14 protein-coding genes and 1 pseudogene are annotated in these 16,172 nt (G+C 56.8%); 11 read left to right on the forward strand and 4 right to left on the reverse strand.

The window, feature by feature from the left end; genetic code table 11:
- The 4 genes from surE to rlmD form a co-directional block, all read left to right on the forward strand.
- Positions 1–740: 5'/3'-nucleotidase SurE (surE, locus tag ACIQ3A_RS02580; RefSeq protein ID WP_396430198.1), on the forward strand; the 740-nt coding region annotated here is incomplete at its 5' end.
- On the forward strand, positions 737–1,528 hold the full coding sequence (locus tag ACIQ3A_RS02585) for a protein-L-isoaspartate(D-aspartate) O-methyltransferase (protein ID WP_396430199.1): 792 nt from the start codon (positions 737–739) through the stop codon (positions 1,526–1,528). The genes surE and ACIQ3A_RS02585, both read left to right, overlap by 4 nt.
- A 14-nt stretch (positions 1,529–1,542) precedes the next feature.
- Positions 1,543–2,382: a peptidoglycan DD-metalloendopeptidase family protein gene (locus ACIQ3A_RS02590; RefSeq protein ID WP_396430200.1), complete on the forward strand. Its 840-nt coding sequence runs from the start codon at positions 1,543–1,545 to the stop codon at positions 2,380–2,382.
- Positions 2,383–2,505: 123 nt separating this feature from the next.
- Positions 2,506–3,942 carry a 23S rRNA (uracil(1939)-C(5))-methyltransferase RlmD gene (rlmD, locus tag ACIQ3A_RS02595; protein ID WP_396430201.1) on the forward strand — a complete coding sequence of 479 codons (1,437 nt, stop codon included), beginning with the start codon at positions 2,506–2,508 and terminating at the stop codon, positions 3,940–3,942.
- An 82-nt stretch (positions 3,943–4,024) separates the two neighbouring features.
- Here the strand turns inward: rlmD and ACIQ3A_RS02600 are convergent, their stop codons facing one another.
- Positions 4,025–4,720: a Bax inhibitor-1/YccA family protein gene (locus ACIQ3A_RS02600; protein WP_396430202.1), complete on the reverse strand. Its 696-nt coding sequence runs from the start codon at positions 4,718–4,720 to the stop codon at positions 4,025–4,027.
- A gap of 183 nt (positions 4,721–4,903) precedes the next feature.
- Between ACIQ3A_RS02600 and ACIQ3A_RS02605 the strand changes: the two genes are divergently transcribed.
- The gene (locus ACIQ3A_RS02605; RefSeq protein WP_396430258.1) at positions 4,904–5,311 is read left to right on the forward strand and encodes a heme-binding protein; all 408 of its coding nucleotides are present in this window, start codon (positions 4,904–4,906) and stop codon (positions 5,309–5,311) included.
- 114 nt (positions 5,312–5,425) lie between these two features.
- Here the strand turns inward: ACIQ3A_RS02605 and ilvD are convergent, their stop codons facing one another.
- Positions 5,426–7,138 carry a dihydroxy-acid dehydratase gene (ilvD, locus tag ACIQ3A_RS02610; RefSeq protein WP_396430203.1) on the reverse strand — a complete coding sequence of 571 codons (1,713 nt, stop codon included), beginning with the start codon at positions 7,136–7,138 and terminating at the stop codon, positions 5,426–5,428.
- Positions 7,139–7,240: 102 nt separating this feature from the next.
- On the opposite strand from ilvD, the gene lgt reads away from it, so the two are divergent.
- Positions 7,241–8,038: a prolipoprotein diacylglyceryl transferase gene (gene lgt / locus ACIQ3A_RS02615; protein WP_396430204.1), complete on the forward strand. Its 798-nt coding sequence runs from the start codon at positions 7,241–7,243 to the stop codon at positions 8,036–8,038.
- A 21-nt stretch (positions 8,039–8,059) separates the two neighbouring features.
- On the opposite strand, the pseudogene ACIQ3A_RS02620 reads toward lgt, so the two are convergent.
- A pseudogene (locus ACIQ3A_RS02620) lies at positions 8,060–8,527 on the reverse strand (AsnC family transcriptional regulator).
- Positions 8,528–8,898: 371 nt separating this feature from the next.
- Here ACIQ3A_RS02620 and ACIQ3A_RS02625 point away from each other — a divergent pair.
- Positions 8,899–9,894, forward strand: coding sequence for a Bug family tripartite tricarboxylate transporter substrate binding protein (locus tag ACIQ3A_RS02625; protein WP_396430205.1), 996 nt, complete (start codon positions 8,899–8,901; stop codon positions 9,892–9,894).
- Between the two features lie 62 nt (positions 9,895–9,956).
- Positions 9,957–11,522 carry a malonyl-CoA synthase gene (locus tag ACIQ3A_RS02630; protein ID WP_396430206.1) on the forward strand — a complete coding sequence of 522 codons (1,566 nt, stop codon included), beginning with the start codon at positions 9,957–9,959 and terminating at the stop codon, positions 11,520–11,522.
- A gap of 39 nt (positions 11,523–11,561) precedes the next feature.
- Here ACIQ3A_RS02630 and ACIQ3A_RS02635 read toward each other — a convergent pair whose 3' ends face one another.
- Positions 11,562–12,005: a universal stress protein gene (locus ACIQ3A_RS02635; protein ID WP_396430208.1), complete on the reverse strand. Its 444-nt coding sequence runs from the start codon at positions 12,003–12,005 to the stop codon at positions 11,562–11,564.
- Between the two features lie 157 nt (positions 12,006–12,162).
- Here ACIQ3A_RS02635 and ACIQ3A_RS02640 point away from each other — a divergent pair, with 157 nt between their 5' ends.
- The 3 genes from ACIQ3A_RS02640 to ccoN all read left to right on the forward strand — a co-directional run bounded on the left by ACIQ3A_RS02640 (position 12,163) and on the right by ccoN (position 16,159).
- The gene (locus tag ACIQ3A_RS02640) at positions 12,163–14,466 is read left to right on the forward strand and encodes a heavy metal translocating P-type ATPase (RefSeq protein ID WP_396430210.1); all 2,304 of its coding nucleotides are present in this window, start codon (positions 12,163–12,165) and stop codon (positions 14,464–14,466) included.
- 48 nt (positions 14,467–14,514) lie between these two features.
- Positions 14,515–14,652, forward strand: a complete 138-nt coding sequence (gene ccoS / locus ACIQ3A_RS02645; protein ID WP_019428923.1) for a cbb3-type cytochrome oxidase assembly protein CcoS — start codon at positions 14,515–14,517, stop codon at positions 14,650–14,652.
- A gap of 70 nt (positions 14,653–14,722) precedes the next feature.
- Positions 14,723–16,159 carry a cytochrome-c oxidase, cbb3-type subunit I gene (gene ccoN, locus ACIQ3A_RS02650; protein WP_396430211.1) on the forward strand — a complete coding sequence of 479 codons (1,437 nt, stop codon included), beginning with the start codon at positions 14,723–14,725 and terminating at the stop codon, positions 16,157–16,159.
- Positions 16,160–16,172: the final 13 nt, after the last annotated feature.

A 16,172-nucleotide genomic window follows, 5' to 3' on the forward strand; every position in this document is an offset into this window, starting at 1 on the left:
TCCGCGCTGAGGGGATTGTGGCCCTTTATGAAGCGCTGAAAACCATTGCCGATGTGGAGGTGGTGGCACCCGAACAGAACAACAGTGCCAAATCCAATGCTTTGACTTTGCACACGCCCTTGTACGTGCACCGTGCTGACAACGGCTTTCGCTATGTCAATGGCACCCCCGCTGACTGCGTCCACATTGCATTGACGGGATTGCTGGGTTACCGTCCTGATTTGGTGATTTCCGGCATCAACAACGGCGCCAATATGGGCGATGACACCCTTTATTCGGGCACCGTTGGCGCGGCCATGGAAGGCTATTTGTTTGGTATTCCAGCCATGGCGGTTTCCCAAATAGACAAAGGATGGTCGCACATTGATGCTGCTGCGCTGAAAGTCCGGCAGCTGGTCCAGCAAATGCAAGCGGGTGATCTGCTCGGCACGCGACCCTGGTTACTGAACGTGAACATTCCCAATCTCCCGCTGGATCAAATCAAACACGCCCGGCTGTGTCGCCTGGGGCGGCGCCACGCCGCTGAGCCCGTGATCACACAGATTGATCCCCGTGGGCAAACGATGTACTGGATTGGCAATGCAGGCCCAGCCATGGACGACAGCGAAGGAACTGACTTTCACGCGGCACTCTTGGGACATATGGTGGTGACGCCGCTCAAGGTGGACTTGACCGACCACGCCCAGCTGGACCACTGGAGCCAAGCCTTTGGCCGCATCAGCACCCCAAGCACAGCATGAGCAAACGCCCTGGTTTTCCGATCACGCTGTCGCAAACAGGCGCAGCGGGTCCTCCCAGCAAAAGTAAACCTTCAGAGCCTGTGCGTTCAGGAGCGAACCCGGCTGTTGTGTTGGCGCGTGCTCCTTCAAGCGTGTCAGGTTTGGGGCTGGACTCGGGAGCGGTCAGGGCGCGTATGGTCAAAAAGTTGGCAGAGCAGGGCGTCAAGGATTCCCGTGTACTCGAAGCCATGGGTCGGGTGGAACGGCATTGTTTTGTGGAAAGCGCACTGGTCAACCAAGCCTACGAAGACACCAGTTTGCCGATTGGATTGGGGCAGACCATCTCCAAACCGAATGTGGTGGCGCGCATGGTCGAATTGTTGTGTCAGGACGCCCCAGGCAAGCTGGGTCGGGTTTTGGAGATTGGCACTGGCTGCGGCTACCAAGCCGCCGTGCTCAGCCATCTGGCGACCGAGGTCTACAGCATTGAGCGCTTGCGTGGATTGCACGAAAAAGCACGAACCAATTTGCGCCCCTTCAGGTTGCACAATGTTCATCTTATTTTTGCTGACGGCATGTTGGGCTACCCGAAGGGGGCGCCTTATGCCGGCATCATTTCGGCGGCGGGTGGGGACGCGGTGCCTCAAACCTGGCTGGATCAACTGGCGATTGGCGGTCGCGTGATTGCGCCGACCATTACTTCAGCAGGTCACCAAGCCTTGGTGGTCATTCTTAAAACAGCTCAGGGTTTCGAACGACAAATCTTGGAAGCTGTTCATTTTGTGCCTCTAAAATCAGGTGTTGCCTGAACAAATAAAGCCCGATGATTTCAACCTCACATTTTCGTTTTCTGGTTTGGATGGCGCTTGCCGCGACGCTGCTCAGCGCGTGTTCTTCTTCGGTGCGCATCCCGGCGCCAGTAGAAGACAGGGCCGCCACTGGCCGATCAAGCGCGACCCCTTTGCCAGTTGCCTCGGTGGAGGTCGCAAAACCTTTGCCTGGCCATGAAAATGCAGGCAAGCCTGGTTATTACACCGTTCAGCGTGGAGACACTTTGACCCGAATCAGTTTGGACAACGGTCAAGGATGGCGCGATTTGGCCCGATGGAACAATTTGACCAACCCCGATGTGATCGAAGTCGGTCAAGTCCTGAGAGTCACCTCCCCGAGCGGAACGGTCGAAAATTCTGGTGTGGTTGTTCGTCCGATTGCAGTCACTCCAAATTCATTGCCCGTTGTGACCACTGCAAAATCAGAAACTCCTTCGGCCGCACAACCGCCCAATGTCAATGACGAAGGTTTGGGGTTTATCTGGCCTGCCAACGGCGCACTGATTGCGGGATTCGACGAAGTCAAAAACAAAGGCCTCGACATCTCCGGCAAAGCGGGTGACACCGTGATGGCAGCCGCTGACGGCCAAGTGGTTTATGCCGGTGCCGGGTTGAGGGGTTATGGAAACCTGATCATCCTCAAGCACAACAACACGTTCTTGACAGCTTACGCACACAACCAGGCTTTGCTGGTCAAGGAAGACCAAAAAGTTCGCAAAGGACAAAAAATTGCCGAAATGGGCAAGTCCGACTCGGACCGGGTCAAACTCCACTTTGAGGTGCGTCGCCAAGGCAAACCTGTCGACCCTGCCCAACTCTTGCCCACCCGTTGAGGCAAGCGCCACTTGCCCTGGCGAGTCGTTGCTTGTTCTTCCATCCCAGATGGGATGGCATTCTGTTGAATGCCTTGACGTTTTAAGAAATTACGGTGCCTCACATCCTGAGACAATCAGAGCATGAGTGAACCAGACATTTCCCTTTCCCAAGCCCACGCCGCCGAAGCCAGTCATTACAGTGCCGATCTGCCGGAGGGCTGGTTGCGGGTTGGCTCTTTGGACATGGAGGCCCAAGGCATTGCACGCAGGCCCGATGGCAAAGTCGTTTTCATCGAAGGCGCCTTGCCTTTTGAGGTAGTTTCAGTTCAGGTGAGTCGCAAAAAAAGCAGCTTTGAGCATGGCACCGTGACCGAGATTCACCACGAATCTTCACAACGCGTTCGCCCTGGCTGCCCGCATTTCGGGCTGCACACAGGCTCGTGCGGCGGTTGCAAGATGCAGCACCTGGAAGTTTCGGCTCAAGTGGCCATCAAGCAGCGGGTGCTCGAAGACAATTTATGGCACTTGAGCAAAGTCAAATCTGAGACCATGTTGCGACCCATCGAAGGACCCGCCTGGGGCTACCGTTACCGCGCCCGCTTGTCGGTGCGTTATGTGATTAAAAAAGGGGAAGTGCTGATTGGCTTTCACGAGCGCAAAAGCCGCTACATCGCCGACATGAAGGTCTGTCCGGTGTTGCCACCCCATGTCAGCAGGATGCTGCTGCCGTTGCGCAAGCTGATCGGCCAGATGGATGCCCGGGAGACCTTGCCTCAGCTGGAGTTGGCTTGCGGCGACGATGTCACCGCCCTGGTGTTGCGCCACCTGGAAGTCTTGAGCGAAGGGGACAAAGCCTTGCTGCGCGCGTTTGCTGTTGCGCAAAATGTGCAATGGTGGTTGCAGCCAAAAGGGCCCGACACGGTGCAGCTGCTGGACGAAGGCGGCCCACAGCTGCGTTACGGTTTGCCCGACTTTGGCATCACCATGCCCTTCAGGCCTACAGACTTCACCCAGGTGAACCCGTTCATCAACCGGGTTTTGGTGGCCCGCGCCCTGCGTTTACTGCAAGTGAAAAAGACCGAGCGGGTGATCGACTGGTTTTGTGGCTTGGGTAATTTCACCCTGCCTTTGGCCACCCAGGCAGCGCAGGTGCTGGGCATAGAGGGTGCCGAGACCCTGGTAGCCCGTTCACTGGACAATTACGACCGCAACCAAGCATTGCGCCCCGAGGGACAAGCCCTTGCACCCACCCGGTTTGTGGCCCGCAACCTGTTTGACATGACCCCCGAAATGTTGGTGGCCGACGGTAGCGCCGACAAGTGGCTGGTAGACCCTCCCCGAGAAGGTGCCTTTGCCTTGTCGAAAGCGCTGGCTGAACTGAATGAAAACCAGGATTTGCGCCAGGGATGGACGCCACCGCAGCGCATTGTGTACGTGAGTTGCAACCCCGCCACGCTGGCGCGCGATGCGGGCATTCTGGTGCATCGCGCTGGCTACCGCTGCGTCAGTGCAGGTGTGATCAACATGTTTGCGCACACGGCGCATGTGGAAAGCATGGCGGTGTTTGAGCTGGCCTGATTTTGCTGAGAGGCCTTGCAGCCACAAAAAAGGCTCCCGAGGGAGCCTTTTTAAATGCAGCATGACCGCAGTAGGGTTTGCTTCAGTCGCGTTCGCCGCCCATGATGCCCAGCAAGGCCAGCAGGCTCTGGAACACGTTGAAGATGTCCAGGTACAGGGCCAGCGTGGCACTGATGTAGTTGGTTTCGCCGCCGTCAATGATTTGCTTGATGTCGTACAGCATGTAAGCGCTGAATATGCCAATGGCCATGACAGATATGACCATCATGCCGACAGTGGAGCCAATAAAGACGTTGATGATGCCGCCGATCATGATGGCCAACGCGCCTACGAACAGCCATTTCGACATGCCCGAAATATCGCGCTTGATCGTGCTGGCCAGGCTGGCCATGACGAAGAACACACCGGCTGTTCCTGCAAAGGCGGTCATGATCAGGTCAGAACCGTTCTTGAAACCCAGCACCATGGCGATCATGCGCGACAGCATCAAACCCATGAAGAATGTGAAGGCCAACAAGACGGGAACGCCTGCGGCAGAGTTTTTGGTCTTTTCGATGGCGAACATGAAGCCAAAGGCCCCAGCCAGGAAAACAACCAATCCCATGCCGCCTGACAACGAGCGGGTGATGCCTGTGGTGACGCCAAGCCAGGCGCCCAAGACAGTAGGCAGCAAGCTGAGGGCAAGCAGCCAATAGGTGTTGCGCAAAACGCGGTTGCGAGTGGCCAGATCCGTGCTGTGGCCCCAGTCTGCGGTGTTGAGTGTGCGAAGGTCGCTCATATATCTCTCCTGTTCAAACCCTGAACTCAGGGCATGCGTATTTTAGGGTGTGGGGCATCCCTCCTGCTTATATCCGCACAGCCATGGGGTTATCCAAGTGAAGCAGTTTTGCGCTCAGGTATGCAATGGCGGTGGTTGTGGCCGTGTATCCTTGAGCTTTTAAAACTCTGCGTTCAAAAAGCCATGAAGTCACAAGTCACTCTCGAACTGTCCGATGTCAAAGCGATGGCTGCTGCCTCCGAAGCTGAAGCGATCAAAAACAACTGGGCGGTGAGCATCGCCATCGTCGATGCTGGCGGCCATTTATTGCACTTTGCCCGGCTGGACGGTGCGGCCCCTCTTTCATCGCACATCGCACCGGCCAAAGCCCATACGGCGGCTTTGGGTTGCCGCGAGACCAAGGCTTACGAAGATATCATCAATGGCGGGCGCTTCTCATTCTTATCTGCCCCCACCATCAAGGGCATGCTTGAAGGGGGTGTCCCCATCATGAAAGCCGGGGTTTGCTTGGGTGCTGTGGGCGTGAGTGGGGTCAAATCCAGCGAAGATGCGCAGATCGCCAAAGCCGGGATCGCTGCAATTGGGCTGTAACGGCTTGCTGGCCTCAAAGGGCCCTTGATTAGCCAATATGGTTGGGGTCCAACCCTGCAAAAAAGCCGCTGAAAAGCGGCTTTTTTGTGGATTTTTTGACGATTTTTTCCGCTGTCAGTAAAGGTCCAGCACAGCACCTTTGCTGGCGCTCGATGCGTTGAATGCGAATTTGGCCTGCACACCTCGTGTGTAACGTGGTGCAGGGGGGGTCCAGCCTTCGCGCCGCTTGGCCAGTTCTGTCTCAGGCACGTTCAGTTCCAGTACCAGTTTGTGCGCGTCAATGGTGATGCTGTCGCCTTCGTGCACAAAGGCAATATTGCCGCCAGCGGCCGCTTCAGGGGCGACGTGTCCGACCACCATGCCCCAGGTGCCGCCAGAAAAGCGGCCGTCGGTGATCAGGCCCACGGTTTCGCCCAAACCTGCGCCAATCAGGGCGCCGGTGGGGGCCAGCATTTCGGGCATGCCAGGACCGCCTTTGGGGCCAAGGTAGCGCAAAACCATCACGTCACCGGCCTTGATTTTTCCGGCCAGAATCGCCTCAAGGGCAGTTTGTTCGTCATCGAATACACGGGCAGGGCCCGTGATCACCGGGTTTTTCAGACCCGTGATCTTGGCCACAGCACCTTCGGGTGACAAGTTGCCCTTGAGGATGGCCAAGTGGCCTTCGGCATACATGGGCTTGTCGATCGGGCGGATCACATCTTGGTCGGCACGGGGAACGTCCGGCACATCTTGCAGGTTTTCGGCCACGGTCTTGCCGTTGATGGTCATGCAGTCGCCGTGCAACAAGCCGGCTTTGAGCAGCACCTTCATGACTTGCGGAATGCCACCGGCCTGGTGCAGGTCGACGGCCAGGTATTTACCGCTGGGTTTCAGGTCGCAGATCACAGGGATCTTCTTGCGCATGCGTTCAAAGTCGTCTATGGTCCAGGCCACCTCAGCGGTGTGGGCAATCGCCAGGAAGTGCAGCACCGCGTTGGTCGATCCCCCTGTGGCCATGATCACAGCCACAGCGTTTTCAATGGCTTCCTTTGTCACGATGTCACGCGGTTTCAGGTCTTTTTTGATGGCCTCGATAAGCACTTTCGCCGATTCCTTGGCCGAATTCTGTTTTTCGTCATGGGGGTTGGCCATGGTCGACGAGTAGGGCAGGGACATGCCCAGGGCTTCAAAAGCCGAGGACATGGTGTTGGCGGTGTACATGCCGCCGCATGAGCCCGTGCCGGGGATGGCACGCTTTTCGATTTCTTTCAGGTCAAAATCACTCAGCTTGCCGGCGGCGTTTTCGCCCACCGCTTCAAACACGCTCACGATGTTCAGGTCTTTGCCCTGGTAGCGGCCTGGCAAGATGGTGCCGCCGTAGACATAAATAGCAGGCACATTGGCGCGCAGCATGCCCATCATGCCGCCGGGCATGTTTTTGTCGCAGCCACCAACCACCAGCACGCCGTCCATCCACTGGCCCTGAACGCAAGTTTCGATGCAGTCTGAGATCACCTCACGGCTGACCAAGGAGTACTTCATGCCTTCAGTGCCCATGGCCATGCCGTCAGAGATGGTGGGTGTGCCAAATACCTGGGCATTGCCGCCAGCCTCTTCGATGCCCTGAATGGCCGCATCGGCCAGCTTTTGCAGGCCGCTGTTGCAAGGGGTGATGGTGCTGTGGCCATTGGCCACGCCCACCATGGGCTTGACGAAATCTCCCTCTTCGTAACCCATGGCGTAGTACATCGAGCGGTTCGGGGCGCGGGATTTGCCCTGCGTGATGTTGGCGCTGCGGCGGTTGATGGGGGTGATCGGGGTGATCGGAATGATTTTGTCGCTCATGGTGGTGTCTTTATAGAAGCCCAAAAGAAGGTCAAAGGATTCTAACGGGGGACAGTGACCCTCTGTGTCCAACTTGACGCATGGCCGGTGCACAATCTGGGCATGCTGATTCATCCTCAAATCGACCCCGTCGCCCTGCAATGGGGTCCCTTGGCTATCCACTGGTATGGCCTGACCTATTTGGCCGCTTTTGGCCTGTTTTTCTGGCTGGGCCTGCGGCGTCTGGGCCATGCCCCCTTCAAACACTTGCCGCAATGGCAAAAACGCGATGTAGAAGATATCCTGTTTCTGGGGGTATTGGGCGTGATATTGGGCGGGCGCGTGGGTTACTGCCTTTTTTACAAACCCGATTATTACCTGTCGAATCCTCTGGAGATTTTTGCCATCTGGCAAGGCGGCATGAGTTTTCACGGTGGCATGCTGGGCGTGATGGCTGCCATGGTCTGGTTTGCCAGCACACGACATCGCCCGTTTTTGCAAGTCATGGATTTTGTAGCCCCTTGCGTTCCCACAGGTCTGGCCGCTGGCCGCATTGGCAACTTCATCAACGGCGAATTGTGGGGGCGCTTGGCGGATCCGGCGTTGCCATGGGGCATGGTGTTCCGGGGTGCGGGCGATGCGCCGCGCCATCCATCGCAGGTCTACCAGTTTTTGCTCGAAGGTGTGCTGTTGTTCGTGCTGTTGTGGCTCTATGCGTGCAAACCTCGGGCACAAGGGCAAGTGGCGTTTGCTTTCTTGTTCGGCTATGGCGTCTTTCGATTTGTGGCCGAGTTCTTCCGTGAACCCGATGAGCACCTGGGCCTCTTGAGCCTAGGCATGAGCATGGGGCAGTGGCTGTGTGTGCCCATGATCATTGGCGGCGCACTGCTGTGGCTTTGGTGTGGACGCCGGGCGCCCTGAGTCCTGATCGCTAAGCGGGCTTCAACGGTCAAGTGGCAGGACCGTGCTTTCCTTGATTTCTTCCAGCACCACATCACTGTTTGAATGATCGGGCACTGGGATCTTGTTGAGGATGGTGCCCAGCAGCTCGTGGTGATCGCTCATGGCGCGCAGCCGCCCCTTGACCAGTTCACCGAAGCTGCCCGACACCAGGTGGCACTCGAGCACATCGGGCATCAGATCCACCTCGCGCCGCACGGTTTAAAAGACCTGTGGCGATTTTTGTGACAGTGTGATCTCGATGAAGACCCGCAGCGGCTTGCCCAGTTGCGCCGCATCCACCCGGGCGTGGTAACCGGTGATCAGGCCCTGTCGTTCGAGCCGCTTGATGCGCTCTGAACAAGGCGAAGTGGACAGGCCCACCTGTTCGCCCACTTCGGTGACTGACATGCGACCGTTGGGTTGCAGCAGATCCAGGATTTTGAGGTCAATGCGGTCAGGTTCGGACATTTTGCGGTGAAGACCTGCCATGAGGCCTGTCAGCAGTTGAAATCTCTGATGTTCAACATTAATCCGAAAGTTATTCTGTCGTGGATCCATCACATTACCGGATTTCGATTCGAAAGGGGTCAGGCATGAAGGTTGTCGTGTTGGTCGTGGGCGTGATCGGGGTGAGCACCGCCGTGGCGATGTTGCGCCGGCTACCGATCATCTGCAGGTCGCCTTTTGCAGGGTTTCTGTCCAGTTCAGGTGTCACCCTGGTTACTTTTTTTACGGCTGGCCCAGGGAGACAAGCCGAATATTGATTGTTCCTGCCTGAGATCTATGGATGGCAAAGACTTTATGATGCACAGACCCATACATATAAAAGGAGACACGCCATGACAGACTGCATTCCATCGGGCCAACGCCGGGGCTTCATCAAGGCTATGGCCGCCGTGGCCGGGACGATGCCTTTGTGGGCTCATGCCCAAAGCACTTGGCCTTCCAAGCCTGTGACCTTGGTGGTGCCTTTCCCCGCCGGAGGTGGCACCGACGCGTTTGCGCGGCCGATGTCGGCCCAATTTTCGAAATTGACCGGTAAGCAACTGATCATCGACAACCGGGGGGGGGCAGGTGGCACCCTGGGTGCCGGCATTGCGGCCAAGTCAGCGCCAGATGGCTACAACCTCTTTATGGGTGCTGTGCACCACACCATTGCCCCCAGCATGTACCCCCGACTGGATTACGACCTCGAACGTGACCTGATCCCACTCATCCTGGTGGCCAACGTGCCCCAAGTGGTGGTGGTCAACCCCAAGAAGGTGGATGTGCCCGACTTCAAGGCATTTCTTGAATTCGTCAAGAAGAACCCAGGGCGTTTGAATTACGGCTCCGCAGGCGGCGGTACATCCCACCATCTGGCGGGTGAGTTGTTCAAGCTGCAGACCAAAACTTTCATCACGCACATTCCCTACCGTGGGGCTGGACCCGCTTTGCAAGACCTGATTGCGGGTAACGTGGACATGATGTTTGATGGTTTGGGCTCATCGGCTGCGCACATCAAAGGTGGGCGCATCAAGGCACTGATGGTCTCGGGTGCCAAGCGCAATCCGGCTTTTCCAGACGTTCCCTGCTCTGCAGAACTGGGATTGCCCGACTACACCGTGTCCACTTGGTACGGTGTCTGGGCACCCAAAGGTACGCCGGCAGATGCGCAGGCTCGTGCCATTGAAGAAATTCGCCGCTCTTGCCTGACCGATGAAGCCAAAGCCGTTTGGGCTTCCCAGGGCGCAGAATTCCCCAACCTGACCACCACCCAATTTGATGCCTTCATCAAAAAAGAATTGGCCAAGTGGTCTCAAGTTGTCAAGTCATCGGGCGCCAAACTGGATTGAGTTTTCTGGGCCATTTCAGGGGCCTGTGAGCAGGCCCTTTCGCAAGTTTGCATTTTGAAACCATGACCAACGACAACCTGTTTTCAGCCCTCCGGGCTGCTTTTCCTTCCGATCTGAATGCGGTGGCCATCGAGACAGATGATGGCCTCAGATACAGCTGGAAAGACCTCGACCGAGCGACGGCCATGGTGGCCAATTTGTTGCAATCGCTCAATCTGCCTGAAGGCAGCAGGGTGGCGGTACAGGTCGAAAAATCGGTCGAGGCCATGGTCCTTTACCTGGCCACATTGCGCGCCGGGTATGTTTTTTTGCCCCTCAATACGGCTTATCAAAGCGCCGAGATCGGGTATTTCATTGGCAACGCCGAGCCTGCCGTCGTGGTGTGCAGCGGTGCCAACTTTGGCTGGGTCAGCAAGATTGCCTTCAAGGCGGGCACGCAACACGTGTTCACGCTCAATGATGATCGCACGGGCAGTTTGCTCGAACGCGCAGCGCACCACAGCGATCAGCACCGAGTGGTTGTTCGCAAAGCCGATGACCTGGCGGCGATCTTGTACACCAGCGGCACCACGGGTCGCAGCAAAGGCGCCATGCTCACGCACGGCAACATGCTCAGCAACGCACGCACACTCAAGGATTACTGGGGCTGGAAGACTACCGGAGGGCCTGAAGGCCGTGGCGATGTGCTCATTCACGCACTGCCCATCTTCCATGTGCATGGCCTGTTTGTGGCTATCCATGGCGCACTGATCAATGGAAGCAAGATGATCTGGATGGCCAAATTTGATCCCAAGCGCGTGATCGCCTACATGGCCAAGGCCACCGTGTTCATGGGCGTGCCCACGTTGTATGTGCGCATGCTGGCCGAGCCTTCCTTGAACAAGGCTGCCACTCAGCACATGCGCCTGTTCATCGCAGGCTCCGCACCTTTGCTGATTGAAACCTTCACCGAATGGCAACAACGCACGGGGCATACGATATTGGAGCGTTATGGCATGAGTGAAACGGCCATGCTGACCTCCAACCCTTACGCCGCAGACAAGCGCTATGGCAAACAGTCTGAGAGACGTGGGGGCACTGTGGGCTTTCCTTTGCCAGACGTCTCGCTGCAAGTGATTGGCGACGATGGGCGCAAGCTGCCTGTGGGCGAGATTGGGGGCATTCAGGTCAAAGGGCCCAATGTCTTCAAAGGCTATTGGCGGATGCCCGAGAAAACGGCTGAAGAGTTCACGGTCGATGGTTACTTCAAGACCGGTGACGTGGGCAAAATCGATGAACGTGGTTACGTGACCATTGTGGGGCGCAGCAAAGACCTCATCATCAGCGGAGGCTACAACGTGTACCCCGCAGAAATTGAAGGCTATATCAACGAGATGAAGGGTGTGGCCGAGAGCGCGGTGGTGGGCGTGCAGCACCCTGACTTTGGCGAGGTTGGCGTAGCCGTGGTCATTGCCAAGCCCGGGACATCGCTCAAGCCTGAAGCGATCTTGGCCGAGCTGAAGGCAAATCTGGCGAACTTCAAGATTCCCAAGCGTTGCTATGTCGTGGCCGAGTTGCCGCGCAACACCATGGGCAAGGTTCAAAAAAACCTGCTGCGCGAGCAATACAAGGGGCTGTTTTTAAGCTGAATCAGCTCTAGCAGTTCCCCTTGCCGCACTGGCCACAGATCAGCGCAAAACCAGCACGGGTATTTGCGAATGCGTCAGTACTTGCTGGGTTTCGCTGCCCAATAAAAGGCGCTTGATGCCTTTGCGTCCGTGCGAGGCCATCACAATCAAATCCGCCTTCTGCTTTTTGGCCGCTGCAATGATGGCTTCAGAGATCACATCCGATTTGACCGTGATGGCTTTGATCTGCACGCCTTTGGCTATGGCGGCCTTTTCTACGGCCTTCAGCTGAACTTGTGCTGATTCGGTCCACTGCTTTTCAACCCGAGAAATTTCTTCGGCCGACAAGGGAATGCTGCCTTCAAAATAGGCTTGCGGGTAACGCGGCACCACCTTAAGGGCGACCAGTTCGGCTTGGCAGGTTGCAGCCAGCTCGATGGCACTGGCTACGGCCCTTTTGGACAGGGTGGAACCATCGGTGGCCACGAGAATGCGTTGGTACATGGAATGCTCCTGAGTGATGAAAAGTGACTCAGCATAAAAGAGGGAAGGCGCTCTTCAATTGATGCATGTCAAGCTTTCTTTTGTTCAGCTGCCGTAAGCTTTGAACATGACACAAGTCAATGTTTTGCCAACCCTGACGCCAATAAATACTGCCCCCATGGACAGGTTGATGGTTCAGCCAAATCAGGACGCCGAGGGTCTGCAACTGCTGGACACGCCCGAAGCGTGGGATGAGTTCAGCTTGCCCGATCCAACCGTGCCCGACTGTTTGCGCTCCAGTGTGGTGTTTGAAGGCATGCACTGTGCCGCCTGCGCCATCACCCTTGAAGACGCATTGCGGGCTGTACCGGGCGTACGCGAAGTCCAGATCAGCTCAGCCAGCCATCGGGGACAGGTGGTTTGGTCACCTCAGCAAACGCGGCCCTCTGAATGGATGCAGTCGGTCGAGCGCATTGGCTACAAGGCGGTGCCCGCCAACGATGCGCATGCCCACGAACGACGCCGACAGGAGGCGCGCCGCATGGTCTGGCGTTTGTCCGTGGCGGCCATGTGCATGATGCAGGTGATGATGTATGCCACACCGGCCTACCTTTCGGCACCAGGCGAGATCTCCGCCGAAGCCATGCATTTGCTGCGCTGGGCATCCTGGGTGTTGTCCTTGCCGGTGATGTTTTTTTCTTGCGCCCCATTCTTGAGCAACGCATGGCGTGATTTGCGTGAACGTCAGATCAGCATGGATTTACCGGTGGCACTGGGCATGGTGGTGACTTTCGTTGTCAGCAGCCTGGCAACTTTTGAGCCGGAGGGGCCCTTTGGCAAAGAAGTCTATTTCGACTCACTGACCATGTTCGTCTTCTTTTTGCTCATGGGGCGATGGCTTGAGTTGCGAATGCGGGACCGCACGGCAGGCGCGCTGGAAGCCGTGCTCAATCGCTTGCCCGACAGCGTGCGCAAGCGCCAATCGGATGGCGAATGGGTGCGCATCTCCATACGCGGCTTGTCTGTGGGCGATGTGATCAAGGTCTTGCCAGGTGAAGCCTTTGCAGGGGATGGTCTTGTGCTTTCAGGTCAAACCCAGGTGGATGAAGCATTGCTCACGGGAGAGTCGCTGCCCCTGGTTCGTCGAGTGGGTGACCGGATCATCGCGGGCAGTCACAACCTGAGCGGAACCCTCGAAGTGCGCATTGAACAGGTAGGGGCCGCTACCCGCTATGCCCAAATAGTGGCGTTGATGGAAAGTGCATCGGTGTCCAAGCCTGCCATGGCTTTGCTGGTAGACCGTTGGGCCAAGCCCTTTTTACTTGCCGTGTTGCTGGCATCTTTGGCCGCCGTCATCTACGGTTGGCGCACCGATCCAGCCCAGGCCTTGATGGTGGGCGTGGCGGTGCTGATCGTGACATGTCCGTGCGCCTTGTCTTTGGCGACTCCCGCTGCGATGCTGGCCACTGCGGGTGCACTGGCGCGTGGTGGCGTGCTGGTGCGTCGACTAGAAGCCTTACAAAACCTGGCAGACATCGACACCGTTATTTTTGACAAAACAGGCACCTTGACACGGGACGCCTTTGAGGTGGTCCATGTCCATACACGCAGGGGTGTGGATGCTGACAAAGCCCTGACTTGGGCTTCCAGCTTGGCACGTCACTCCTTGCACCCAGTGTCCAGAGCGTTGTGGTCGGAGGCGCGGCGTCAGGCCGAAGCTTCAGGGCGATTGCCTGCACTGGACGCCTTGCTTGCTCAGGAAGTGTCTGAACAGGCCGGACAGGGCGTTCGTGGTGTTCTGCAGGCGCCCGGTCATGCAGCGACGAACTTGCGACTGGGGTCCGCTGTTTTTTGCGAATCGCCGATGCCCAGTGGACCCCATTTGCAAGTCAGCCTTGCCGATGACCAAGGCTGGATGGCCACGTTTGAACTGGCTGAAGAGGTTCGGCCCGAAGCCTTGGCCGTCGTCAACGCACTGAAAAAAATGGGTTTAACCCTGAAAGTTTTGTCCGGTGATGGCCAAAGTGCTGTGGACAAGGTGGCCCAACACCTTGGAATTGCTGATGCCAGGGGTCACTGCCAGCCACAAGACAAATTGCAAGCCCTCAAAAAATTCCAAGCGCAAGGTCACCGCGTGGCCATGGTGGGCGACGGCTTGAACGATGGCCCTGTGCTGGCGGGGGCCGATGTGTCTTTTGCACTGGGTCAGGCCTTGCCCCTGGCGCAGTCAAAAGCCGACTTTGTGTTGATGGGCGGGCAGTTGGGGGTGTTGGTGAGCACCGTGTTGCGAAGCCGTCAGACCTTGCGCATTGTTAAACAGAACCTGGTCTGGGCGGCTGTTTACAACGCTGCTTGTGTGCCCTTGGCATTGATGGGCTGGTTGCCCGCTTGGGCTGCCGGTCTCGGCATGGCACTCAGTTCATTGCTGGTGGTGCTCAATGCCTTGCGCTTGTCTCAAGACAACATCGCTGTTTTGAAGTGAACCCAAAATTGACGACCAAACTCAGCAATCAGACATCAGGAAAACACCATGGACATTCTTTATTTATTGATCCCATTGTCGGTGGCCTTGGTGTTTTTTATCCTGGCGGGGCTCTGGTGGGCCATTCATCGGGGGCAATTTGAGGACATTGAGGCAGAAGGCGAACGAATTTTGCGGAACGATTGATTTTGATCAATTGGCCTTGTTATATACCCAGTCAAACTCCACAGCAGTTTCAAAAAAAGAAGAGGTGAAAATGAAATTTGCCAATATGCAGGCGACCTCGTACAACGATACGGTTGTACGGCAGTTCGCCATCATGACGGTGGTTTGGGGCGTGGTGGGCATGCTGGTTGGCGTGATCATCGCAGCCCAACTTGCTTGGCCCGAGTTGAACCTGGGTATTCCATGGCTCAGTTACGGCCGCTTGCGCCCACTGCACACCAATGCGGTGATATTTGCCTTCGGTGGTTGCGGATTGTTTGCTTCGGCTTATTACGTGGTGCAGCGCACCTGCAACGTTCGTTTGTTCAACGACAAATTGGCCGCTTTCACCTTTTGGGGCTGGCAGCTCGTCATCTTGCTGGCAGCCATCACCTTGCCCCTGGGTTACACCAGCGGCAAGGAGTACGCTGAGCTGGAGTGGCCGATCGATATCCTGATCACCTTGGTGTGGGTCTCGTTTGCCATTGTTTTCTTTGGCACCATCGGCACACGCAAGGTTCGGCATATCTATGTGGCCAATTGGTTCTTTGGTGCTTTCATCATTGCCGTGGCCCTGTTGCACCTGGTCAACAGCGCTGCGCTGCCCGTTGGCATGATGAAGTCTTACTCGGCTTACGCCGGTGTGCAAGACGCCATGGTTCAGTGGTGGTATGGCCACAACGCCGTAGGCTTTTTCCTGACGGCGGGCTTCCTGGGCATGATGTATTACTTCATTCCCAAGCAGGCCGAACGTCCGGTCTACTCGTATCGCCTGTCGATCGTGCACTTCTGGGCGCTGATCTTCACTTACATGTGGGCGGGCCCTCACCACCTTCACTACACCGCCTTGCCAGACTGGACACAGTCGATCGGCATGGTCTTTTCGCTGATCCTTTTGGCGCCCAGCTGGGGCGGCATGATCAACGGCATCATGACCCTCTCAGGCGCGTGGCACAAACTGCGTGACGATCCGATCCTTCGCTTTTTGATCGTTTCCCTGTCTTTTTACGGCATGTCGACCTTCGAAGGTCCGATGATGTCCATCAAGACCGTCAACGCCTTGTCGCATTACACCGACTGGACCGTGGGACACGTGCACTCCGGCGCCTTGGGCTGGGTAGGTCTGGTGACCATGGGTTCGATGTACTACCTGATCCCCCGCTTGTTTGGCCAGAAAAAAATGTACAGCGTCAAAGCCATTGAACTGCACTTCTGGACCGCCACCATCGGCATCGTGATTTACATCGCGGCGATGTGGATTGCCGGTGTGATGCAAGGCCTCATGTGGCGTGCAGTCAACGCGGATGGCACCCTGACTTACACATTTGTCGAGTCGGTGAAAGCCACCTTCCCGTTTTATGTGCTGCGTCTGGTTGGCGGCTTGTTGTACCTGGGCGGCATGTGCGTGATGTTGTGGAACGTGTTCAAGACAGCGACTCAGGGTCGCTCCGTCGAGGTTCAGATTCCCATGCTGGCAGCCCACGCCTGAGGAGAAATAAAAA

It is taken from the genome of Limnohabitans sp., assembly GCF_044361985.1.
In the GTDB taxonomy this organism is placed as follows: domain Bacteria; phylum Pseudomonadota; class Gammaproteobacteria; order Burkholderiales; family Burkholderiaceae_C; genus Limnohabitans_A.

Coding starts and splice junctions, on each gene's coding strand:
- ACIQ3A_RS02600 (WP_396430202.1), bottom strand. CDS start 4,720: ATGAGCGACCTTCGCACACTCAACACCGCAGACTGGGGCCACAGCACG.
- lgt (WP_396430204.1), top strand. CDS start 7,241: ATGCTGATTCATCCTCAAATCGACCCCGTCGCCCTGCAATGGGGTCCC.
- ccoS (WP_019428923.1), top strand. CDS start 14,515: ATGGACATTCTTTATTTATTGATCCCATTGTCGGTGGCCTTGGTGTTT.
- ccoN (WP_396430211.1), top strand. CDS start 14,723: ATGAAATTTGCCAATATGCAGGCGACCTCGTACAACGATACGGTTGTA.
- ACIQ3A_RS02605 (WP_396430258.1), top strand. CDS start 4,904: ATGAAGTCACAAGTCACTCTCGAACTGTCCGATGTCAAAGCGATGGCT.
- ACIQ3A_RS02590 (WP_396430200.1), top strand. CDS start 1,543: ATGATTTCAACCTCACATTTTCGTTTTCTGGTTTGGATGGCGCTTGCC.
- ACIQ3A_RS02630 (WP_396430206.1), top strand. CDS start 9,957: ATGACCAACGACAACCTGTTTTCAGCCCTCCGGGCTGCTTTTCCTTCC.
- ilvD (WP_396430203.1), bottom strand. CDS start 7,138: ATGAGCGACAAAATCATTCCGATCACCCCGATCACCCCCATCAACCGC.
- ACIQ3A_RS02635 (WP_396430208.1), bottom strand. CDS start 12,005: ATGTACCAACGCATTCTCGTGGCCACCGATGGTTCCACCCTGTCCAAA.
- ACIQ3A_RS02585 (WP_396430199.1), top strand. CDS start 737: ATGAGCAAACGCCCTGGTTTTCCGATCACGCTGTCGCAAACAGGCGCA.
- ACIQ3A_RS02640 (WP_396430210.1), top strand. CDS start 12,163: ATGGACAGGTTGATGGTTCAGCCAAATCAGGACGCCGAGGGTCTGCAA.
- ACIQ3A_RS02625 (WP_396430205.1), top strand. CDS start 8,899: ATGACAGACTGCATTCCATCGGGCCAACGCCGGGGCTTCATCAAGGCT.
- rlmD (WP_396430201.1), top strand. CDS start 2,506: ATGAGTGAACCAGACATTTCCCTTTCCCAAGCCCACGCCGCCGAAGCC.